Genomic DNA, 21,540 nt, shown 5'->3' with positions numbered 1-21,540 from the left:
GGAGGTGGGGATGGCCGAACGCGCGGGTCGTTCGTGCTTGTTTTTGGGAGCGCTCCCGAAACTCCTGTTCCCGCCGAAGGCGGTCAGGACGACTCGCGCACCACCAGCTCCGTACGGAGGATGACGTGCCGCCAGGCCACGGCCGGCTCGTCCATCTCCTCCAGGAGCAGCCGGACCATCGCCCGCCCGATCTCCTCCAGCGGCTGACGAACCGTGGTCAGAGGCGGCTTGGTCTGCTCAGCCAGCGGAAAGTCGTCGAAGCCGATCACGGCGACGTCCTCGGGCACGCGCCGTCCCGCCGCGCGCAACGCCTGCAAAGCACCCGCCGCCGTGGTGTCCGACGCCGCGACGACGCCATCGATCTCCGGGTGCCGTTCGAGGAGTTCGGCCATGGCACGGCGTCCGCTCTCCTCGGTGAAGTCGCTCTCGGCGACCCAGGACCGCTCGCCCTCCAGGCCCGCCATGGCCAACGCCTCGTGATAGCCGCGCAACCGGCACTGGGCGACGTACATGTCGAGCGGTCCGGTGATGGTGGCGATCGCCCTACGGCCCCGTTTGAGCAGGTGGGACACGGCACTGCGGGCGCCGCCGACATTGTCCGCGTCGACGTAGCTGACGAACTCGTCGTTCGAGCGCCGCCCCAGCATGACGGTCGGCAACCCGGCCTCGGCGAGCATGTCCGGCAGATGATCGCCGGCGTGCACGGACACCAGCAACGCTCCGTCGACGCGGCCGCCGCGCGCGTACTCCAGGAAGCGCTGCCGTTCGGCGTCCGAACGGACCAGGGTCAGCAGCAGTTGCATCCCGGTGTCTGCCAGCGCGTCAGCGAGCGAGCGGACGATCTCGGAGAAGAAGGGCTCCGCGAACTGCCTCCAGTCCGGTTCCGTCAACACGAGGGCGACGGCGTCGGCCCGTCGGCCGGCCAGGGAGCGCGCGGCGAGATTGGGCACGTAGCCCAGTTCCTCGATGGCGCGCTGCACGGCCTGGCGCGTCGACTTCTTCACGCCGGTCGCGTTGTTGATGACGCGGGAGACCGTGCCTCGTCCCACTCCGGCGTGGGCAGCCACCTGCTCCAGCGTCGGCGCGCCAAGGCGTTGCCTCCCCATGACCACCTCCCCTGAGATCACCGATCTTACGGCGCGAGGGAACCGGGCACATGGCTTCTCCAGCGACGTCGCCGTACGGCTGAAAGCAGTAGTGCCGCAAGAGCCTCACCGGTCATGGCGGGAGCGGGGATTCGCGAGGCCTTGGCCGGCGCCCGCGGTGAACTCGCCTCTCAGGGCGGCGACATGAGTGAGAGGGCGACATGAATGAGTCGGCGATGGACGCGGCCGACTGGAACACCTCGCTCAGCCGGGCCAGATCCCGTCCACCCTTCAGTGGTCGGGCCGGTCCCGATACCTGGAACGCCTCAATCCCGGCCCCAACAGCGGACTTCACGTCACCGTCGCCGACTACATCAACGAGGTCGCTCTCGCGGCCGTGATCTGCCGAGCGCCGTCGGGGCCCCGTACGGGCGGTGGGAGGATGCGAGGAGGCCGAGGAGGGGCGGGAAGCGTGGGGCGTGGCGAGCGGGACACGGTCGCAGGGGGAGCGCGACTGTACGAGGCGGCGCGAGCAGTGGTCGACGATCACGGCAGGGCGGTCGAGGCGATACGAGCGGCACTGAAGCCGATTCACGATGCAGCGGTGAAGCGTGAACTCGACGCCATTCCTGTCACCCGGCTGCAGGATGTCACCGAAGGACGGCTGCGGCTGGGAAGCGTCGAGAAGAGCAGCCTGCGCACCGTTGGCAGTGTTCTCGACGCGGGCCCCTACCGGTTGCGGCAGATTCCCGGCGTGGGGCAGCGCACCGTCGACCAGATGCTCGCCGCCGCCCGTCGGCTCTCCGAGGCGGTGCACGAGAGCGTGGCCGTCCACATCGACGTGGACCATCCGGAGCCGAGCACCACCGCCCTCGTCATGGCCCTGCACGTACTTGTGGAGGCCGGCCCGGACGCTCGTCGTGCGGTCGACAAGGCCACTGTCCTGGTGGAACGGCTCGGTCTGCTGCTCACTGACGCGAGGCCCGCCGCGGGACGATTCCGGATGCTGCTGGCGGCCCAGGAGAAGAAGACTCGCGCGCTGGCGGCGGTCGCCGAGATCCGGTCGCTGATGGACGAGGCGGAGCGGGCGGGCCTGCCCGGGTTGTTCGCCCAGGCCTCGGTGGACCTGCTCCGAGCGCCCGAGTCCGATGTCGCGGCCTGGGTGGACTTCGAACTCCGTTCGGCCGAGTACTACAGCCTGCTCGCCGAGATCTCCGGGCACCTGTCCGACGCGGCCGCCGCCGAGGGCTTCCTGCCGGACGAGATTGCCGAGCGGGTACGGACCCAGCGCCTCGACGACGCCCACCGGCGGGTGTCGCTGCGCGGCTACCAGGCGTTCGGCGCACGGTTCGCGCTTGCCCAGCGCAAGGTGATACTCGGCGACGAGATGGGTCTGGGGAAGACCATCCAGGCGATCGCCGTGCTGGCCCATCTGGCTGCCGAGGGACAGAGCCACTTCCTGGTCGTCTGCCCGGCGAGCGTGCTCGTGAACTGGACACGGGAGATCGAGGCGCGCAGCGCCCTGCGGGTCACGGTGCTCCACGGACCCGATCGGCACCATGCGTTCGCCGACTGGAAGGGACGGGGCGGGGTCGCGGTGACCACATTCGACGCGCTGCGCGGTTTTCCCTCGCCGGGCGGCGGGGAGGTCGGACTGCTCGTGGTCGACGAAGCGCACTTCGTGAAGAACCCGAACGCCAAACGCTCCCAGGCGGTTGCCCTGTGGGCGGAGCGTTGCGGGCGCGCCCTTTTCATGACCGGAACGCCGATGGAGAACAGGGTCGTGGAGTTCCGCGACTTGGTCCGGATGCTCGACGAGGGCGTCGCGGCCTCCCTGGGCGAACGGGACGCGTTGGCCGGATCAGTCGCCTTCCGCAAGGCCGTGGCGCCGGTCTACCTGCGACGCAACCAGGAGGACGTACTGACGGAACTCCCCAGTCTGCAGCAGACCGACGAGTGGGAGGAGCTGAGCACATCGGACGAGGAGGCCTACCGTGACGCCGTACGCGCAGGCAACTTCATGGCGATGCGCAGGGCCGCGTACATGGGTCCCGAAAAGTCGGCCAAGCTTGACCGGCTCCGGGAGATCGTTCAGGAGGCCGGTGAGAACGGGCAGAAGACGGTCGTCTTCTCCTATTTCAAGGACGTACTGGCCGTGGTGAAGGAGTCCCTCGCGGCCGAAATCACCGACGGCGCCCCGGTGTTCGGTCCGCTCACCGGAAGCGTCCCCGCCGGACGGCGGCAGCAGATCGTCGACGACTTCGCCGGTGCCTCCGGTCCCGCGGTGCTTCTGGCGCAGATCCAGGCAGCGGGGGTCGGCCTCAACCTGCAGGCCGCCTCCGTCGTGGTCATCTGCGAACCTCAGATCAAGCCGACCCTCGAACACCAGGCGGTGGCCCGGGCGCACCGAATGGGCCAGGTCAGGCCGGTCCGCGTGCACCGTCTTCTCGCCATCGGGGGCGTGGACGAACGCATGGTGAAGATGCTGGAGACCAAGACGCGCTTGTTCGATGCCTATGCGCGCCGCAGCGCCGTGGCCGAAGCCTCGCCGGATGCGGTCGACGTGTCGGACACCGAGCTGGCACGCCGGATCGTCGAGGAGGAACAGGTGCGTTTGGGTATGAGGGAGGACGGCATGACGGAGGAGAGGCTCACGGCTGCCGAGTGAGTTGGTCGACGTCAAACGCGCGCTGTGTTCGGCGGTGACAGCGGCGCACTCGCGGGCGGCGCGCTCGCGCGCTTGTGTGTGCCGAGCCCGGTCCGCCGCCCGGTCTGTTCGACAGGGCGACGTCCGGGCAGGTGGCAGGGGCCGGCGTTCTCAACCGTCGGGTCGACCTTCAGAAATCGGATGTCCCGTAGCCGGACTGTGTTGCTCGTCGGCGTTCGAGCCGTCGACGACCCCCAGTAGCTCGCCGCTCCGGCGGTTCACCCGCTTGAGGTGGCTCCATCCGCGCTGAGCGGACGGTCGTAGACCTCCAGGTTGCGGATCGAGGCCCAGGCGCCGCTGGGGAGGCCGGTGACGGTGACCCGCACATATCGTGCCTGCGCGCGGAAGACGGACAACTGCACCTGACTCGTGCCGGTGGTGGCGGTCAAGTCGGCCAGAGTGGTCCAGTTGGCGTTGTCGGTGGAACCCTCGACCCGGTACCGGTAGTTCGTTGCCGCGGACTCCCAGGCGATACGAGTGCCGGTCAGCGACTTCTCCGAGCCCAGGTCCACCTTCAGCCACTGGCCCGTGTTGCCGTTGTTCGCGCACCAGCGGGTGGTGGTGGAGCTGTCGACGGCCTTGGCCGCGGTGTTGCCCTTGGAGGCCTCCTCGCTGCTGGCCGTGGCGGTCTTGCCGACGGCGATGTCGGCCGGCTGCACGGAGCGGTCCAGCGTGACGCCGACGACGCTGTCCTCGGGGATGCGGGTGCGGTTGACGCCGGTGATCGTGACCCTGCCGTCCGAACCGACGTTGTACGCCAGATCGGCACCCGTGGCGACGTCGAAGAGGCGGGTGACCTGTGCGTCTCCGATGGACTGGGTGGTGAAGGAGGTGCCGCTGTAGCCGGGCAGCAGATGGATGTAGAAGGTCTTGTCCTTGTACGTATAGCCGTACTGACCGTCCACCGGTTCCCACGGTCCGCCGCGCGTGCCGTAGACGGCCTGGCCGCAGGTGGACAGGAAGGAGCCGACCCGGCGCACGCCGGCTGCCTGGTCGGCCGGCACCGCGCCCGTACGGTCGGGGCCGACGTTGAGCAGACAGGTCATGTTCCGCACCCAGGCGTTGACCAGGATGTTCATGATGGCGCCGAAGCTCATCACGGGCGAGCCGGCCTTGTAGCCCCAAGCGCCGCCTATGGTGAAGCACTTCTCCGCCAGTTTGCCGGTGCGGATCGCTCCGCTCGGCACGGAACCGCCTTCCTCGCTGGCGAAATCGCCGATCCAGCCGGAGCGCAGAGTGGCGACGATGTCGGGCTGGTGCTTGCGCACCAGGCCGGTCAGCCCCAATGGCTTGCCGGTGGCGGCATCGGTCTCGCTGTAGGCGGAGTCCACCGGCCACTCGTTTTGGGGGTCGCGGAACTTACCGGGCTCCCAGAAGAACGCGGCGTCCGCGTCGCTGCCCTGCTGGCCGAGCCAGCCGCCGTCCCACCACAGGTCGTCGATCTTGCCGTACTGGGTGACCAGCTCCTTGACCTGCTGATACACCTCGTTCTTCATGATCCGCGCGTTCTCCTTGTGCGCAGGATCGGTGACGTAACCCCACTTGTTCGGGAGGCAGTTGGTGCCGCGGACGTCGTAATAGCCGGGGTAGCGCCAGCTCAACGGCGAGTAGTACAGACCCACTCTCAACCCGGCGGCGCGCACGGCGGTGACGTACTGGCCGACGAAGTCGCGCTGCAGGGGCGCCTGTCCGGCATGCCAGGCGTTCGGATGCGTGGACGGCCACAGCGCGAAGCCCTCGTGGTGGCGGGCCGTAAGCACCGTGTACTTGGCGCCCATGTCCTTGGCCAGCTGCGCCCAGTCGGCGGGGTTGTACGCAGTGGCGGTGAACTGCTCGCCTGTGGCTTCGGTGACGTACTTCCGGTAGTTCTCCGGGGTGACGGCGGAGTTCTCCATGTACCACTCGCCCTTGGCCGGGCCGGAGTAGACGCCCCAGTGGATGAACATGCCGAGCTTGGCGTCCTGCATCCACTGGATCTTCTCGTCGGACTGCTGCTCGATGCCCAGGTCCACCTTGGGGATCCGTAAGGGGAAGAGGGGCAGCGGCTGAGGGGAGGAGGCAGCGTGCGCAGGTGTCGCAAGCGTCGGCGAAATGGCTGCGGCAACCGTCATGGCGGCCATGCCGGTCAGCACTGTGCGGCGACTGATCGGTTCGGACAAGGCTCTCTCCTGAGTGTTCACAGAACAGAACAGAACGGACGGTGTTGGAGCGTGAGCGGGAGTGGGTGCAAGGAGGCGCCACCGCGGTGAAATCCATGGCGCCACACCACTCAGGAACATGGGATGTATTAGTAGGTACGGAGGGGGTGCTGTCCATAGGTAGGACGTAAGTCCTTGAAATCCGCCGGAGTTGAGAAAGTTTCCTAACCTCCAGGGTATCTGTCATCGGATGTATGTATCGAGGCGGCCATTGACGAGGGCATGGCACTCGCTTAGTGTCATGCGACGGAAGCGAACAGATTCCAACAATTGCGAGTCGTGAGGCTCAGTGTGTCGAAAGGTCACGGCATGGCAGGTCAGTTGAAACGCGCTGCACGCGAGTGTCCTGCCTCACAATCGAGGGCCGCAGGGCAACCCTTCCGGCGCTGAACTACTCTCTTTGCGAGTGAACATCCTGAAGAGGCGGCCTCGCCTGCTCATACTCCTGACCCTGGCCGTGGTGGCAGCCGTAACGGTGACCGTGGTCATGGTCATCCAGGCGAACAAGATGAAGACGGTCTCTCCGAGCGAGGAGCGCGACCGGGCCGCGTCAGGACGAGGCGTACCGTCGGGACAGGTGGACTGCCGGAAGGTCAAGTGCATCGCGCTCACCTTCGACGGCAACCCGGGTGAACCCACCGACCGGTTGATGGATCTCCTGAAGGAGTACAAGGCGCCGTCGACGTTCTTCCTTGAGGGCCGGCGCATCCACAAGTTCCCGGATGTGGTGCGACGGATCGCCAAGGACGGCCACGAGATCGGGGACCACACCTGGACCCACGCGGTGCTGACGGACGTCTCCGATGCGCAGATCCGCGACGAGCTGACCCGCACGGAACGGGCCATCTCCGGAATCACCGGCGGCAAGGTGACGCTGATGCGCCCGCCGCAGGGCCGCACCGACGACCGCGTCTCCAAGGTCTCGAAAGAACTGGGGATGGCGCAGGTGCTGTGGACGGTGACCGCGAAGGACTACGAGACGGACGACACCGCGCTGATCACCAAGCGCGTGCTCGAGGGCGCCGACCGCGACGGGATCATTCTGCTCCACCCCCTGCACAAGGGCACCGTGCCTGCCATGCCCTCCATCCTGAAGGCACTCAGGAAGCAGGGCTACACCTTCGTGACCGTCTCCCAGCTGCTCGCTCCGAGCAAGGCCGAGCCCGGCAAGATCTACAAGTGACCGCCCCGGATACACGAAGCGTCGCTGCTTCCCGTTAGCTGTTCCTAGTCGATGAGCAGGAGTGAGTCGTGGACTCAATCCTGCTCTTTGCGGGCATCCCGAACGGTCTTGGATGTCCAGGTCGCCCGCGTTCGTTCCGCGTTGGGCGGCATGGATCGTGTCCGGGGTGCGGGGGCGGGGTTCCTCACGCCCAAGGGCTGTCAGAGCATCCGTAAGAGGAACTGACGGGGAATGGCTTCCGTCATGCGTCGGTCCTCACTTCTCGGCTGCGAAGGCGGCCGGGGTCAGACCGGTGCGGTCGCGGAAGAAGCGGCCGAAGTTCGCGGGATCGGTGAAGCCGAGGTGGTCGGCCACAGCCCGGGCATCCCACTTGGCGGCTCCCAGCAGGCGTCGGGCTTCCAGGAGGCGCCGCTCGTCGATGAGTTCACGTACTCCCTTGCCGGTGGCGTCCCGGGCGGCGCGGCTGAGGGTGCGGACCGAGCAGTCGAGCAACTCGGCGTAGTCCGCGGCTTGGTGCAGTTCGCGAAAGTGGAGCTCCAAAGCGTCCAGGAAGCGTCCGTACCTGTCGGCGCGGCCCGTGCCGGCCCTGGCCGTGCCGATGGGGGCGATGCCCGGAGAGTTGGTCAGGCGCAGCAGCAGCGATTCGAGCAGGCTGCGCCGCAGGGCGTGGTGGATGTCGAGGGGCCGGCGTCCCAGTGCGCGGTGTTCGTCCAGGAGCTGGAGTGCCGTCTGCTGGAGCCATGCGGCGTCGTCGGGGTGCGGGCTGAGCACGGCCGGGGCCTCGTGCGCGGTGAGCGGGGCCAGGAGACGGGCGAGGTCGGGCCGCAGCACGTCCGGTTCGAACAGGATGAACGGGCCGCGGGCCGCGCCGGGCGGATGCCAGCGCTGCGCGTGCCCGGGACGCACCCACAGCCACTGGCCGGGGGCGACGGTCCGCGTGACGTGGTCGACGTCGTGCCGCAGCTCACCCTCGGTGACCGCGATGAGGTAGTGGAAGGTCGCACGGCCCGGACGAGGCGGGTTCCACGGCCAGTCGTCGTGCTGGACGAAGAAATCCTCGACGGTACTCACCTCAAGGCCGTACGGAGTACCGACCGGGGGCTGGAAACCGTACAGCGGAACCGCAGCTGGTCCGGCCTGCCTGCTCGGCCCGGAGTGTCGCTTGTCGACCATCACGTGTCCGCAGCCTACCGCCCTTCTGGTCGGCTTCGACGGAAGGATGGGACGTGAGGATGGGACGTGCCACCGCGCCCGCGCGGCGCACCCTCCGCCTCCTTCGACGCCTCAGCCCGTCACTACCTGAGAAGGTCCACCACCCATGAACGGATCGGCCCTGCACAAGAGCGCCGCCGACTGCGCGGAGGAACTCCCCGGAGCCCAGCTGGAGCACCCCTTCGGCCCCGACTGGGAGGTCTTCAAGGTGCGCGGCAAGGTGTTCATGCTGATGACCGAAGTCCCGGGGCGGCCCGTCGTGATTCTCAAGGCGGACCCCGGCGAGGCCCACGCCCTGCGGGAGCAGTACAGCCAGATCACACCCGGCTACCACATGAACAAGAGGCACTGGATCACCCTGGAGAGCGGAGAAGGTGTCGACAAGGAGCTCGTCAGGGAGCTCGTCACCGACTCCTACCGGCTGGTCGTCGCCCACCTGCCCAAGGCCGAGCAGCCCGTCGACCCGCACACCTACGGCACCGGCGCACGGGCCGCCCGGTGAACACGCCCGGTGACCGACTCCAGGACACCGCCCGCCAGGCGGCCCTGGCCCTCCCCGACGTCAGCCACGGCTACCCCTTCACGCCGGCACTCGACGTGTACAAGGTCGCGGGCAAGGTGTTCCTCATCGTCACCGACGACCCGGACGAACAGATCATCACGGTCAAGTGCGAACCCGAACACGCCCGCGCGCTGGAACGCGGCCACGCCTCGATCACACCGGGCCGCTACCTCGACAAACGCCACTGGATCTCACTGGGGCCGGGCGCCGGCATTACTGAGCGGCTGATCACCGACGTGGTCGAGGACTCCTACGACTTGGTCGCCGAGCGGCTGCCGCGACGCGACCGCCCCAGTACCCGATGAGCGCCGCGAACTTCCCCGCGAAGGGCTGAGCCCTCGCTCATCAGCGTCCCGTGCAATGGCTGGCCCACACCTTCTCCGGCGTGGCCGAACCGTCCAGATCGGCGAAGGTAAGTGGATCGACTTGCCTTAGGGGTCGTGCGGGAGCTACCTTCACATGGTGAGTCCATCGACTTACCTTACGCCTCGGCAAGGAACAATCAACATGAATCGTCTTACGGGCAAGCGCGCCCTCATCACCGGCGGCACGAGCGGGATCGGCCTGGAGACCGCGCAGCGTTTTATCGCGGAGGGCGCCGACGTGCTGGTCACAGGCGTAACCCCGGCCAGCATCGACAAGGCCCGCCAGATCCTCGGGGACAAGGTGCCGGTGGTGCAGGCCGATGCACGCGATCTCGATGCGCAGCGCGGCCTGGCAGAGCGGGTGCGCCGGCACTTCGGGGAGCTGGACGTGGCATTCCTGAACGCCGGCGTCTCGGACTGGCGGCCGTTCGAGGACCACACGGAGGACAGCTACGACCGGCTCTTCGACATCAACGTCAAGAGCGTCTTCTTCCTCACCCAGGCACTGGTGCCCGTGCTGGCCAACCCGTCCTCGGTCATCCTCAACGCGTCCAACAGCGCACACGGCGGCTACAGGCAGTCGAACGCCTACGCTGCGACGAAGGCGGCCGTCAGCTCCCTGATGCGGTCGTGGAACGCGGACCTGCTCAGGTCGCACGGCATCCGGTTCAACGCGGTCAGCCCCGGCCCGGTGGACACCCCGCTCTACTCCAAGCTCGGCATCGAGGACCCCACGGTGCAGGCGGCGGTCCTGGACGGGATCAGCGCCGGCATCCCGCTGGGGCGCATGGGTATGCCCGAGGAGGTCGCGGAAGCCGTCGTGTACCTGGCCTCCGACGTCTCCGCCTTCGCTGTGGGCCAGGACCTTATCCTGGACGGAGGCCAGACCGTCCTCTGACGGCGAGGATGCGGCTGGGAGACGGGTGAGGGGCGTGGGCATGTCGGTGGCGGACCGAGCGGAAACCGATGGCGAGGTGTGCCAGGCCGGGTATCACGCGCAGATCAAAGCGGAGAACCGCGCGCGCATCATCCGGGCCGCCCGCGACCTCTTCCTCGCCCGGGGATACGACAAGACCTCCCTGGCCCAGATCGCCAGGGCGGCCGGCGTCTCCACCGGCACCCTCTTCAAGCGGTACCCCTCCAAGGCTGCGCTGTTCGCGGCCGTCACCTCCGAGCAGTGGCAGCTGGATGTGGAGTACGCAGAACCGCCCCCGCCCGGTGATCCCCGGTACGGTCTGGACCACATCGGCCGTGACTACGCCTGCCTGGTTGGGCGGCCCGGCACGGCGGCGCTGTACCGCCTCATCATCACCGAACTTCCTCAGATGCCGGAACTCGCCGATATCGTCGGCACCGGCTTCGCCACCGACCGCGGACCCTTCTTCGACCGGCTCCGCGACTATCTGGAGGCCGAAGCGCAGGCCGGCACACTCGACTTCCGTTCGGCCGACGGACAGCCACAGTCGGCATCCGCAGTGGCCGAACAGTTCCTCGGCATGATCTGCGGCCAGTTCCTGTGGCCTCAACTCGTACGGACCGACTTCGTCCCGCCCGACCCCGCCGACGCCGCGATCGTGGACGAAGCCGTCGCCCTCATGCTCGCCCGCTATCACACCGGATCCTGAACCCCGGAACCCGGGACTACCAGTTCACGCTGCCAGGACCCCGATACGTCGCCCTACCGGGACAGGTGCAGGTATGGGTGACGCGACCGACAACGAATACGGGCGAGCGCGGCCGGCGGGGTTCGTGGCGGGTGGCTCAGCTCGTCCAGGCTTTGATCTGAGCGGCGACCTCCCGCACCGGCAGCCCGTCCCGGGCAGCGCGGGCCAAGGGAAGAACGGTGTCCAGGCCGGGGCTCACAGGCAGGCCGCACGCCGACAGGTAGGCCGCGGTCACCGTCGCCGCGAAGAGCAGGTTCCGCACCTCCAGGCTGGGGTTCCTGGCCAGTTCGCACAGCAGCGCGGCAGCCTTGTGGTGGGCCTCGGGATAGACCTCGCGGTCGAGGACCTCTGCCCGGTGACGTGCTTCCGCGGCTACGGGCACGCCGTAGTCGACGACCTGAGGGTCCCCCGGGATCTGCTGTGCCACAGCCAAGATCCATGCGAGGTCGATCCGCAGATTCACGCGGCGTCCTTCGGCGCGGTCTGCGCCAGCCCCTCCGGGAGACCGGGATACCGATCCTCACCAAACTCCGCCTCGAACTCCTCGGCGTACGAGGCCAGGAACGCCGTGGCACCGGCCATGAAGGCGGCACGTGACTCGTTCACATCCTGCTCGATCAAATCAGCCACGTACCCCTGCAGGCTCAAACCGCGGCGCTTGGCCCGTACCTCGGCGGCTGCTTTGACGTCCTCATCCAGTCGGATGTTCGTCTGCTTTCCCATACCCTCACCATAGCTAGGTGCCGGTACCAGCACCTAGCAAAGCGACAGACTTGTCACCTGACGGTCACCGCACGGAGTGTCCTGCCTCCGCCGTGTTCCTCCTTGCCGAGTAATCCGGGCTGGTGGTGCAGGAAGCGGCCGAACCGCTGCTCGCAGATCGGCGATCCAGGTCCATTCGGTCCACGCGCCGTGTCACGGGCCGGTGCTGCCAGGCGTTCTCACGCCTGCGCTGGGGCAGGTGATGTGCCGACGGCGTCCTCGGCCTCCCAGCGCAGCAGGTCGCCCGGCTGGCACTCGAGCACTTCGCAGAGCGCGGCGAGCGTCGCGAAGCGCACCGCCTTGGCGCGGCCGTTCTTGAGTACCGCCAGGTTGGCGGGAGTGATACCCACGCGTTCCGCGAGCTCGCCCACGGACATCTTCCGCCGGGCCAGCATCACGTCGATGTCGACGGCGATCGGCATCAGATCACCTCGTCCAACTCGGCCTGCATCTGCGACGCTTCGACATCGCGCGCGACAGCCTGGGCGAGCAGCATCCGCAGCAGGAGCACGATGAGCGCGACCCCCAGGATGGCCAAGCCGACCCCGCCCATGATGACGGTGACACCCGGGTCGTCGCGCTGGCCCGGAGCGTTGATGGCCGTGACCGCGAACCACAGCAGGGCGGCCGCCACGATCGCGCCGATCACGGCGTCGACGTACCGGAAGGCGGCGTGGGAGAACACGGTTCCGCGTCGCACCATCGTCACCAGCCGCCATACGCAGACCAGGGCGACCTGGGCCGACACCATGCCCAGGGTCGTGATCACGCGCAGCGGGGTCAGCGGGAGCGACCCGTCCTCCGGGTCGTTCCCACTGACCAGCGTCCACACCATCAATGCCTGTACGAACACGGTGCCGGCGAGCACCACCGCCAGCACGGCGCGCAGCGCGCCCACGGTCAGCTTTCCCATGACCCACCCTTCCATCGACTTCCGATGGGAATCTATCGATATTCGATAGGTGAAGCAAGGGCTGACGGCCCTTGTCGCAACAGGCGAAGATTTTCGCTGCCCGGGCACTGGAAGTGGCATGAGCCGCTCATGTCAGCTGAAGCGCTGCGAAGGGAACTGCGCATCGGCGCCGAGCGGCCGAGGCGGCCACTACGTCTGACGTGGGACTACTTGGCTGACGAGAGCCGCTACGGGCAACGCTGCGGATCCTGTGCGAACGGGCGTGCACGGGCGATCAGTAGCGCGACGTCGTCGTGGTTGTCGGGATGGCGGAGGTTGTGAAGGAGCCGGTCGCAGGTTTCTTCCAGCGGGGAGTCGGGTGCCTCGAGCAGACGGAGGAGGGTGTTGAGGCGTTCGTCGATGGGGTGGTGGCGGGTTTCGACGAGTCCGTCGGTGTACAGGACCAGTCGGTCGCCGGGGGAGAGGCGGAAGGTGGTGGTTTCGAAGGGGACGCCGTCGACGCCGAGGGGGGTGCCGGTGGGCAGGTCGAGCAGTCGGGGGCGGGTGCCGCTTTGGACCAGGACGGGGGGCAGGTGGCCGGCGTTGGCGATGCGGCAGGTGGCGTCGTGCGGGTCGTAGGCGGCGTAGAGACAGGTGGCGATGTACGGGTCCAGTCCGGAGGTGATCGTGTCGAGTTGCTCGAGGACGCGGGCGGGGCCGAGGTCGAGGCCGGCGAAGGCCGCGGTGGCGGTGCGCAGACGGCCCATGGTGGCGGCGGCGTCGATGCCGCTGCCCATCACGTCGCCCACGACGAGGGCCGTCTTGTCCCCGCCGAGGGGGAGGACGTCGTACCAGTCGCCGCCGATCTCATAGGCGGCCTGCGCAGGCAGGTATCGGGATGCGACCTGCAAGCCGGGCAGCTCTGGCGGGTGTTCGGGCAGCAGGCTGCGCTGGAGAGTTTCGGCGGCGTTGCGCATTCTCTGGTGCGTGCGGGCGTTGTCGAGGCACACCGCTGTGCGGGAGGCCAGCTCGGTGGCGATGGCGAGGTCGTCCTCGTCGAACGGCCGCGGATCGCGGGCGCGGGTGATCCCCAGGAAGCCGAGGACGGCGCCGCGGGCGGTGAGTGGGACGGCCAGGTAGGAGTGCACTCCGGCGCGGGCGAGCAGGGTGGCGGCGTCCTCGTCGCGGGCGATGTGCGTCAGGTCGTTTCCGTCGGCATGGCGGACGAGGATGGGCCGGCCGGTGCGCACGCATCGGGTGGCCAGGCGGTCGGCGTCGTACGTGGCGATCTCGCCGGGCGCATCGGCGGCCTGGAGGGCCTCAGTGGGATAGGCGGCCTTCACTGCCAGGGCACGGAAGAGTGCGGGCCCGGCTCTGGTGGCGGGACGGTGCTCGTCGATGGCGGAGTCGAGCACGTCGACGGTGACCACGTCGGCGAACTCGGGCACGGTCACCTCGGCCAGCTCCCGGGCGGTCTGCTCCACCTCCAGGGTGGTGCCGATGCGGGCTGAGCCGTCGGCGATCAGCGCCAGGCGCCGCCGTGTCTCTGTGGCCTCCATCGCCGACTGGTACCGCTCGGTGACGTCCACCACCAGCTCAGCCACTCCCAGCACCCGGCCCTGGGTGTCCTCGAGCCGGTACACCGAGATCGACCAGGCGTGTTTGTGCCCGGGGTCGGCCTGGGTGCGGCCGACGATGGGGGCCTGGTCGACCAGCGGGTGCCCGTTGCTGAGGACCTGCCGTATCGCAGTCTCGGCTTCCTCGAACTCTTCGGCGCTCATGACCTCGCGGTAGCGGCGGCCGAGGTGATCGGTCGCGGGAATGCCGTGGATGTCTTCCAGGGTGGGGTTGACTGCCACGTACCTGAGATCGGTGTCGAAGATCGCCACGCCGATGGGGGACTGGGAGATCAGCCGGGTGGACAGGGCGACGTCCCGCTCCAGCTCGCGCAGGGTGGCGGAGTCGGTGCCGAGCCCGAGGGCGTAGAAGTCGCCGCGGTCGTCGAGCAGCCGCATGTTGCGCAGTTCCACCGACCGAGTGCTGCCGTCCTTGCACCGGATGGGGAACGTGCCGCCCCAGCTCTGGCCGGTCTTCATGACCTCGGCGAACGTCTTGATCACCCAGTCGCTGTGGTCTTCGTGGACGAGCAGCCGGGCGGCGTACTGCCCGAGCGCCTCGTGCGCGGTGTAGCCGAACAGGGCCTCGGACTGCGGGCTCCACAGGACGACCCGGCCGTCGGCATCCAGCAGCACCGCCGCGACACCGAGCAGGTCCATCAGTCCGCTCGGCGCCGAGGGCCCATCCTGCCGCCGGGTGCCTGCCCGGTCGAGGTCGGCAGAAGGCCGATCGGCTTCGCTCATCGCGGCACTCCTTCCGCCCGCCGACACGGGGCCATCCGCCGGCCTGGAGCGCGGCCTGTCTGCGTCGGCAGGCGCCTGGACTTCCATAGTCCCCCGGACCACCGGAGAGCACACCGTCAATACGGTGCCAACTGGTATGACGCACGATGGCTTGCCCCGTACTAACCCGAACTGTTGCGCGAGTATCAGGTGCGGCGGCTGTGTGCGGGGTGTGCATGTGCGTAGTCGAGCACGAGCGGCTCGGCATCGGCGACGGCGCTGTGCAGTCGTCGCAGGTCCCCGGACGCCGCCCAATCCTCCGGACGGCATCCGGGCACCGGATGGGGCGGGTCCGGCTGTCCTCGCGCTCACTCAGCGGGTGTTTTTTTGAACCCGTAGTCCAGTCTGACTCCAGTTGGCAAGATCAATCCATGAGACCGCACTCGGTGTCCTTGGACAAGATCGCGTTTGATGACTGGCAGGCCATTCACTCGTGGGCCCGTCTCCCAGAGGCCTGTCGTTTCCAGCCTTGGGGGCCAAACAATGAGGACCAGACACGCGATTTCGTGAAGGTCGCAGTCGAGGCTTGGTCGAGCACACCCCAGCAGAGGTTCGCCCATGTAGCGCGCCTCGGGGACGACGTTGTCGGCGTGGGCGAGTTGCATGTCCGCAGTCACACGCAGCGCCAGGGCGAGATCTCCTACATCGTGCATCCTCGGGTATGGGGGCAAGGCATTGGCACAGGAATCGGGCGCCGGCTTCTCTCTCGCGGCTTCGTTCAGTTGGGGCTTCATCGAATCTTCGCCACCTGCGACCCGCGGAATCTCGGCTCAGCCAGAGTGCTGGCCAAGCTCGGTATGACGTATGAGGGGCGCCTTCGACACACGGCATGGATACGGGACGGCTGGCGGGACTCCCTGACGTTCAGCATTCTCGAAGAGGAATGGCGTGCTGAAGACTCGGAGTGATGCCGACGTAGAGACGGTCGGTTCACGAAGCGGAGCCGCGCTTCTTGGTTCAGTTGTCGGTGCGGGGGCTCTCGCGGGTGAGGCGTCGGGTCATCGTGGTGATGAGTGCCCAGTTCAGGTGTGCTTCGGAGTGCTGGGGCAGGCGTTTCGTAGTCGCGTGCGTTGCGGCGTGCATTCATGCCAGTACGCACCAGTTCGCGGCCCGTGCCGAATGGAGGTGGCCTGGTCACCTGGGAGCAGCAGGGACGCTGATTTCGGCTGGCGGCTCGTCTGCGGCACTCGGCGCCGGGCGCGCCTTGAGAGTGCAGATGCCGTCCACACACTGGCGCTCCGTGCGGCCGCGGGAAATGGTCTGCGCCAGGCCGACCATCCAGCAGGTGGGGCAGCCGCGGAAGGCGATCAGGGCCAACGGGGCCGCCAGCAGGGTGGCCGGGCCGGCAACGGGCACCAGGCCGATCGAGCCGATGATCAGCCCGAGGCCGATGGCGCCGCGAGTCAGGTGGCGCGGGACGGACTTGCTGGCGAAGTTCGTCTCGGGAGCCGCGGCCTGTGTGGTGGCTTGGACCTTCGCCTCGTGCGCGGGCTTGACGGTGGTCACGGTCATGAGTCTTCTCCGCCCGATTGGTCGGCAACTTCATCGGTCACTGCGAGGGAGTGACGCAGCGCTGTGCGTGCTCTGTGCAGCCGAGATTTCATCGCGGCGTTGCTCAGACCGAGCGAATGGGCGACGCTCTTGCCCGGCAGGCCCTGCACATCCCGCATGATCAGGATCTGCCGCTGGTCACGAGGGAGGGCACAGAGCGCGGCCGCGATCCGCTCCACCTCCAGTCTGTGCAGCACCGCGTTCTCGGCGGACGGTTCCGCTGACGCTTCCGGTTCGACCGACTGCTCGTCGCTCCGTGAGACGAGCAGTCGTACCTGCCGGAGGCATTCGTTGCGCACAATCCGGAACATCCATGAGGCGAGCGCTCCGGTGGCCCGCAAGGTGCCGATCTTCCGGTAGAGGATGATCAGCGCCTCCTGTGCTGCGTCCTCCGCATCCTGCGGTGAGGCGCACAGCGATATGGCGAACTTGCGCACATGAGGCTGCGATCTCACGACGACGGCGGTGAGCGAAGTGACGTCGCCGTCCTGAGCGGCCTTGATCAGCCGCTCGTCCGGCCAGGGGAAGTGTTGGTTCATGTGCTCCTCATCCTCGGAAGGCGTCCTGTGCAGGCTCTGGTCAGCTTCGGCTCTTGTAGCGCCGCATCAAGTGCCAGCTGCACGCACCCACGAGCAGGGCGCCGATCACTACGAGGCTGGTGACCATCATTGGTTGTTTCCTCCCGGTTCCGCCGGCCCGTTCGGCCGGTACACAGATAAGAGGCCGGGAGGTCCGGAAAGGATTCACCTCCCGGCGCTGTCGCACAGTTTTGTGGACTTGGGTTGGTGTCGTGCTCCCGTGGACGAAGGGGAGCCGGGCGGACAATGCGCGCTTCATCGCAACGAGGATGCGGGGGTGTGCACGCTGGGTGCGCTCGGCGTCGGCCGTCCCGACACGCCGGTCAGGTCGTGGAGCTCCAACAGAGCGGCGAAGTAGGTGATTTGGTTGGTCTTCCCCTCAACCGCAGCCGGGTCACGGCCGATCCTGCACCGGTCGTCCACAGCAGCCGCCCCTTGGCATCGGTCAGGGCGATGACCAGCAGTCTGTGCCGTTGGTGCTTGGCCGCCCAGCGGCGTCTCATCGGGTACCGGTGCGACCGCGGTGAAGCGCGTCAGTTGTCGCGGTGAAGCGCGCTATTTCTCGGCTGGGGTGGCGGCTCGGGGAAGGCGTAGCTGGAAGCATGCTCCGAGGGTCCGGGGGGTGAGGGTGAGGGTGCCTCGGTGGCGGTGGGCCAGGTCGCGGGCGATGGCGAGGCCCAGGCCGGTGCCGCCGTGGTCGCGGGAGCGGGCGTCGTCGAGCCGGACGAAGCGTTCGAAGACGCGCTCGGCGTCCTCGGCGGGCACGCCCGGTCCGTCGTCGTGCACCGTGAGGACGACCCAGGCGTCCTCGTTTCGGATGGTGATCTGGATGCGGTGTGCGGCGTGGCGGGCGGCGTTGTCGATGAGGTTGCGCAGCAGCCGTTCGTACTCGTCGGGGTTTCCCTGTGCGTGTGCGGGGGCGGTGCTGTCGCAGGTGAGGGTCAACGGTCGTTCGGTGAGGGGGTATTGCTCGGTCAGCTGGGAGGCGAGGGCTGTCAGGTCGACGGTTTCGGGGTCGGCTGTGGGGGTGCGGGTGTCGAGGCGGGCGAGGAGCAGCAGGTCTTCGGCGAGGGCCTGGAGGCGGCGGGTCTGTCGTGCGGCGGTGGTGGCCGCGGCGGGCCAGTCGGTGCGTTCCGGGTAGGCGAGCGCGACTTCCAGGCTGGCGAGCAGGGTGGTGAGGGGGCTGCGCAGTTCGTGTGCGGCGTCCGCGACGAAGCGGCGTTGCTGGGCGGCCGCGTTGTCGAGGCGTTGGAGAGTGGTGTTGATGGTGGTGGCCAGGGCGGTGATCTCGTGTCCCGTGGCGGGGACGGTGACGCGTTCGCGGGGGTCGTTCGCGGTGACCGAGGCGGTGAGGACGCGGATGGCTTCGACCGGCCGCAGCGTGATGCGGACGGCGAAGTAGGCGACGGCGGCGATCAGTACGAGGCTGACGAGCCCGGCCCGCAGCAGCAGGCGGTCGGTGGTCTCGGCGATTTCCTCTGCTGTGTGCGGGAGCACCACCACATAGACCCGCAGCTTGGCGTCGGCGGCGACGCCCAGAGCGGCCACCTTGTCGCTGCTCAGTTCACCGGCTCTGATATCGGCCGTGAAGACCTCATAGGTCCCGCCGGCTACATCGCCCCTGATTCCGGGGTTGTAGTCGCGGTTCACAGGCAGGCGGACGAAATTTGGCGTACCTTCCCCTGTCGGGGCGGGCATCACGTGGCGGGTGCCGGGATCGAAGGCGGCCATGCCTCCGCCGTAGGCGACAGCGGCGCGCCGACCGGTGGCGACGACCTCGTACGGCACGACGCTGCTACGGACCGGAATCACACCCTCATTCAGCTGGTCGGTGAGAGCCCAGAGCTGTTCCAGGGCTTGTTCCCGGGCGACCTGCGTGCTCTGGCGGTAGACGTCGTGGTGTACCCACCAGCCGATGCCGGCCAGGATGACGGCGGCGGTCGCGGCGACGGCCAGAGCCGTGCGGGCCCGGACCGAACGCGGCAACCAGCGGCGTCGCGGCTCAGTCGCGTTCACGGTCGTCCACCAGCCGGTAGCCGGTGCCCCGTACGGTCTGCAGGGACTGCCGGTGGAACGCGGCGTCGACCTTCTTGCGCAGCGCGCTGACGCGCGCCTCCACCAGGTTGGGATCCTCGGCTTCGTCGGGCCACGCGTGGTAGAGCAGATCCGTTTTGGAGACCGCCTGGCCCGCCCGGCGGGCCAGCAGCTCCAGCACGGCGAACTCCCTGGGGGTGAGTTCCACCCGGGTCCCGGCTCGGCGGCAGACCCGGCCGGCGACGTCCAACGAGAGGTCGCCCACGGCAAGGACGGGCGGGGCGACGGCAGCGGCTCGTCTGACCAGGGCCCGCAGCCGTGCGACGAGCACCATGTAGGAGAAGGGCTTGGCCAGGTAGTCGTCGGCCCCCGTATCCAGGGCCTCCGCCTGGTCCCAGTCCCCGTCCTTGGCGGTGAGTACGAGGATGGGGGTCGCGTTGCCCTCCCGGCGCAACTGGGCGCAGACCTTGTAGCCGTTGATTCCGGGCAGCATCAAGTCCAGTACGACCAGGGCGTATTCGCCGGTCCGCGCCATCCACAGTCCCTGCCGGCCGTCATGCGCGAGGTCGACGCTGTAGCCCTCGGCGGTCAGACCGGTGTGCAGGGTGTGGGCAAGGTCCACCTCGTCTTCGACCACCAGGATGCGCATGGGGTGCAGCCTCGCACAGCGCCGGCCCGCCTTCCTGATCGGCCGGTCAGGTTGGGTCAGCAACCGGTCAACGAGGTCCGGGCACGCTGGCGGAACATCTTCGCCACTGCTGAAAGGCCCTGCCGCCGATGTCCGTTGCCGAACGTGGCCCCGCCGTGGCCAGGACCGTTTCCCGTCCCGCACCCGCCCGTCGACAATCACCTAGCCCGGCCAAAGCCGTTGTCCTCATCGCGCCGTCGTCGCTGACGATCGCTCTGGGGCTCTGGGGCATCCGCAGGAAGAACACCATGTGGGGGGACGAGTCCGTCACCTACCAGCTCGCACACCGCGATCTTTCGCAGATATGGCTCACGGCCCAGCACATCGATCTGGTCCATGCCCTCTACTACGCCGTGATGCATGAGATCTTCGGCCTCTTCGGCGCGGGTCTGCTGACGTTGCGCCTGCCGTCTGTGCTGGCGATGTCCGTGGCGGCGAGCGGAGTCGGGCTTCTGGGGCTGCGCCTGGCGGGGCCCCGTGCCGGACTGCTGGCCGGGCTGGTGTTCGCGCTCCTTCCCCAGGTCCAGAAGTACGCGCAGGAAGGCCGCTCGTACGCCATGGTCTGTGCCCTGATCACGTGGGCCACCTATGCGCTCGTGGTCAGCGTCCCGCATCGCACCCGGTGGCGGTGGGCGGTCTATGGCTCCACCATGCTGCTGGCCTGTCTGCTCCATGAGTTCGCGGTCCTCGCCCTGGTTGCACACGGCGTCACACTGGTCGTCTCCCGTGTTTCCCGACCGGTGCTGAAAGCGTGGAGCGTGACTGCCGCGGGCGTTGTGGCCGGGCTGTTGCCACTGGCGATCCGTAGTGCGGGGCAGTCGGCGCAGGTGTCCTGGATCGACGGACCGGTGCGGCTCAATGATGTCCTGGCCGTGGCAGTGGTGGGCGTGGCGTGTGCCCTTGCTCCCCTGGGGACGAGGGGACCCGTACGGCTTTCCGTGCTGGCTGTGCCGATCGTTGTGCTTCCCGGCCTTTTGCTGCTGATCGCCTCGCTGGTCAAACCCCTATTCGTCGACCGGTACGTGCTCTACAGCAATTTCGGAATTGCTTTGCTGCTGGGCGCATGGATGGACTACTTCCTCCGGCGGCAGCGGTCTTCCCGCACCGCGTGGATCGCGGCGGTTGCAGCGGTTGCCGTGCTGGCCGCGCTCGTCCAGCCGAGCCTCTCGCTGAGGACACCCGAAAGCCGGAGCAATGACGCCACCGCCATCGGCGCCGCCGTACGGAAGGAAAGCCGACCCGGCGACGGGCTGCTCTATCTCTCCGGCCGGCACCGGATCTTGACCGCGGCCAACCCCGAGGACACTCGTTTCCTGACAGATCTCGCCCTGGCCCAGGATGCCATTTCGTCAAACACACTTGCAGGTGTCGAGCTTCCCGCCCAGGATATCGCGGCACGCATGCTGGAATTCGACCGAATCGTCGCGGTCCGCGCGGCGGATGCGCACTCACCGAACAACCCGCAGGAGGAAGCGAAAACAAGCACCTTGCGGCACTACTTCCGCGAGTACGGAACAACCCATGTCAAGGGAGCGCGAGTCACCGTCTATGTCCGAGACCAGGACCCGTCTGCGAAGGCTGATCCTGGATCCGGCAGCCCGGGAGCGAGCGGTGGGGTGAGGAGGTGACGGCGGGTGGTGCCGACCGGGCCCGGCACCAC

The 21,540-nt window shown here is 68.0% G+C and carries 20 protein-coding genes and 1 pseudogene; 8 read left to right on the top strand and 13 right to left on the bottom strand.

Annotation, left to right across the window (positions count from 1 at the left end; all coding sequences use genetic code 11):
• Positions 1–83: 83 nt before the first annotated feature.
• On the bottom strand, positions 84–1,106 hold the full coding sequence (locus ABZS97_RS29245; RefSeq protein WP_356142298.1) for a LacI family DNA-binding transcriptional regulator: 1,023 nt from the start codon (positions 1,104–1,106) through the stop codon (positions 84–86).
• Positions 1,107–1,527: 421 nt separating this feature from the next.
• Between ABZS97_RS29245 and ABZS97_RS29240 the strand changes: the two genes are divergently transcribed.
• Positions 1,528–3,753: a DEAD/DEAH box helicase gene (locus ABZS97_RS29240; RefSeq protein WP_356142296.1), complete on the top strand. Its 2,226-nt coding sequence runs from the start codon at positions 1,528–1,530 to the stop codon at positions 3,751–3,753.
• Positions 3,754–4,010: 257 nt separating this feature from the next.
• On the opposite strand, the gene ABZS97_RS29235 is transcribed toward ABZS97_RS29240, so the two are convergent.
• Positions 4,011–5,951 carry an alpha-L-fucosidase gene (locus ABZS97_RS29235; protein WP_356142294.1) on the bottom strand — a complete coding sequence of 647 codons (1,941 nt, stop codon included), beginning with the start codon at positions 5,949–5,951 and terminating at the stop codon, positions 4,011–4,013.
• Between the two features lie 445 nt (positions 5,952–6,396).
• Here ABZS97_RS29235 and ABZS97_RS29230 point away from each other — a divergent pair, with 445 nt between their 5' ends.
• A complete protein-coding gene (locus tag ABZS97_RS29230) occupies positions 6,397–7,173 on the top strand; it encodes a polysaccharide deacetylase family protein (protein WP_356142292.1) in 777 nt (258 codons plus the stop codon).
• Between the two features lie 255 nt (positions 7,174–7,428).
• On the opposite strand, the gene ABZS97_RS29225 is transcribed toward ABZS97_RS29230, so the two are convergent.
• Complete coding sequence (locus tag ABZS97_RS29225; protein WP_356142290.1) at positions 7,429–8,244, bottom strand: AraC family transcriptional regulator; 816 nt, start codon at positions 8,242–8,244, stop codon at positions 7,429–7,431.
• 247 nt (positions 8,245–8,491) lie between these two features.
• Here ABZS97_RS29225 and ABZS97_RS29220 point away from each other — a divergent pair, with 247 nt between their 5' ends.
• From ABZS97_RS29220 to ABZS97_RS29205, 4 genes are all read left to right on the top strand, one after another.
• The gene (locus ABZS97_RS29220; protein WP_356142288.1) at positions 8,492–8,887 is read left to right on the top strand and encodes an MmcQ/YjbR family DNA-binding protein; all 396 of its coding nucleotides are present in this window, start codon (positions 8,492–8,494) and stop codon (positions 8,885–8,887) included.
• Complete coding sequence (locus tag ABZS97_RS29215) at positions 8,884–9,252, top strand: MmcQ/YjbR family DNA-binding protein (RefSeq protein ID WP_356142286.1); 369 nt, start codon at positions 8,884–8,886, stop codon at positions 9,250–9,252. The genes ABZS97_RS29220 and ABZS97_RS29215 overlap by 4 nt, the downstream gene beginning before the upstream one ends.
• 202 nt (positions 9,253–9,454) lie before the next feature.
• A complete protein-coding gene (locus tag ABZS97_RS29210; protein ID WP_356142284.1) occupies positions 9,455–10,210 on the top strand; it encodes an SDR family oxidoreductase in 756 nt (251 codons plus the stop codon).
• A gap of 40 nt (positions 10,211–10,250) precedes the next feature.
• On the top strand, positions 10,251–10,937 hold the full coding sequence (locus tag ABZS97_RS29205; protein ID WP_356142283.1) for a TetR/AcrR family transcriptional regulator: 687 nt from the start codon (positions 10,251–10,253) through the stop codon (positions 10,935–10,937).
• A 136-nt stretch (positions 10,938–11,073) separates the two neighbouring features.
• Here ABZS97_RS29205 and ABZS97_RS29200 read toward each other — a convergent pair whose 3' ends face one another.
• From ABZS97_RS29200 to ABZS97_RS29180, 5 genes are all read right to left on the bottom strand, one after another.
• Positions 11,074–11,439: a hypothetical protein gene (locus tag ABZS97_RS29200; RefSeq protein ID WP_356142282.1), complete on the bottom strand. Its 366-nt coding sequence runs from the start codon at positions 11,437–11,439 to the stop codon at positions 11,074–11,076.
• On the bottom strand, positions 11,436–11,699 hold the full coding sequence (locus ABZS97_RS29195; RefSeq protein ID WP_356142281.1) for a hypothetical protein: 264 nt from the start codon (positions 11,697–11,699) through the stop codon (positions 11,436–11,438). The genes ABZS97_RS29200 and ABZS97_RS29195 overlap by 4 nt, the downstream gene beginning before the upstream one ends.
• 218 nt (positions 11,700–11,917) lie before the next feature.
• Positions 11,918–12,160: a helix-turn-helix transcriptional regulator gene (locus ABZS97_RS29190; RefSeq protein WP_356142279.1), complete on the bottom strand. Its 243-nt coding sequence runs from the start codon at positions 12,158–12,160 to the stop codon at positions 11,918–11,920.
• A complete protein-coding gene (locus ABZS97_RS29185) occupies positions 12,160–12,651 on the bottom strand; it encodes a DUF2975 domain-containing protein (protein ID WP_356142277.1) in 492 nt (163 codons plus the stop codon). Before ABZS97_RS29185 ends, ABZS97_RS29190 begins: the two co-directional genes overlap by 1 nt.
• A 227-nt stretch (positions 12,652–12,878) precedes the next feature.
• The gene (locus tag ABZS97_RS29180) at positions 12,879–14,990 is read right to left on the bottom strand and encodes a SpoIIE family protein phosphatase (RefSeq protein WP_356142275.1); all 2,112 of its coding nucleotides are present in this window, start codon (positions 14,988–14,990) and stop codon (positions 12,879–12,881) included.
• A gap of 146 nt (positions 14,991–15,136) precedes the next feature.
• Between ABZS97_RS29180 and ABZS97_RS29175 the strand changes: the two genes are divergently transcribed.
• On the top strand, positions 15,137–15,937 hold the full coding sequence (locus ABZS97_RS29175) for a GNAT family protein (protein ID WP_356142273.1): 801 nt from the start codon (positions 15,137–15,139) through the stop codon (positions 15,935–15,937).
• A gap of 73 nt (positions 15,938–16,010) precedes the next feature.
• Here ABZS97_RS29175 and ABZS97_RS29170 read toward each other — a convergent pair.
• The 5 genes and pseudogenes from ABZS97_RS29170 to ABZS97_RS29150 form a co-directional block, all read right to left on the bottom strand.
• A pseudogene (locus tag ABZS97_RS29170) lies at positions 16,011–16,116 on the bottom strand (IS5/IS1182 family transposase); the annotation flags it as partial.
• 47 nt (positions 16,117–16,163) lie between these two features.
• The gene (locus ABZS97_RS29165; protein ID WP_356142271.1) at positions 16,164–16,541 is read right to left on the bottom strand and encodes a hypothetical protein; all 378 of its coding nucleotides are present in this window, start codon (positions 16,539–16,541) and stop codon (positions 16,164–16,166) included.
• The gene (locus ABZS97_RS29160) at positions 16,538–17,119 is read right to left on the bottom strand and encodes an RNA polymerase sigma factor (RefSeq protein ID WP_356142269.1); all 582 of its coding nucleotides are present in this window, start codon (positions 17,117–17,119) and stop codon (positions 16,538–16,540) included. Before ABZS97_RS29160 ends, ABZS97_RS29165 begins: the two co-directional genes overlap by 4 nt.
• A 594-nt stretch (positions 17,120–17,713) precedes the next feature.
• Positions 17,714–19,174, bottom strand: a complete 1,461-nt coding sequence (locus ABZS97_RS29155) for a HAMP domain-containing sensor histidine kinase (protein WP_356142267.1) — start codon at positions 19,172–19,174, stop codon at positions 17,714–17,716.
• Positions 19,161–19,841 (bottom strand): response regulator transcription factor, encoded by a 681-nt coding sequence (locus ABZS97_RS29150; protein WP_356142265.1) that lies wholly within the window; start codon positions 19,839–19,841, stop codon positions 19,161–19,163. The genes ABZS97_RS29155 and ABZS97_RS29150 overlap by 14 nt, the downstream gene beginning before the upstream one ends.
• 128 nt (positions 19,842–19,969) lie before the next feature.
• Between ABZS97_RS29150 and ABZS97_RS29145 the strand changes: the two genes are divergently transcribed.
• Entirely contained in the window at positions 19,970–21,508 is a 1,539-nt protein-coding gene (locus ABZS97_RS29145; protein ID WP_356142263.1) for a glycosyltransferase family 39 protein, read from the top strand.
• Positions 21,509–21,540: the final 32 nt, after the last annotated feature.

Source organism: Streptomyces sp. NPDC005485, from assembly GCF_040606085.1.
GTDB lineage: Bacteria > Actinomycetota > Actinomycetes > Streptomycetales > Streptomycetaceae > Streptomyces.
This window is presented reverse-complemented; position numbering and strand designations above follow the sequence as displayed.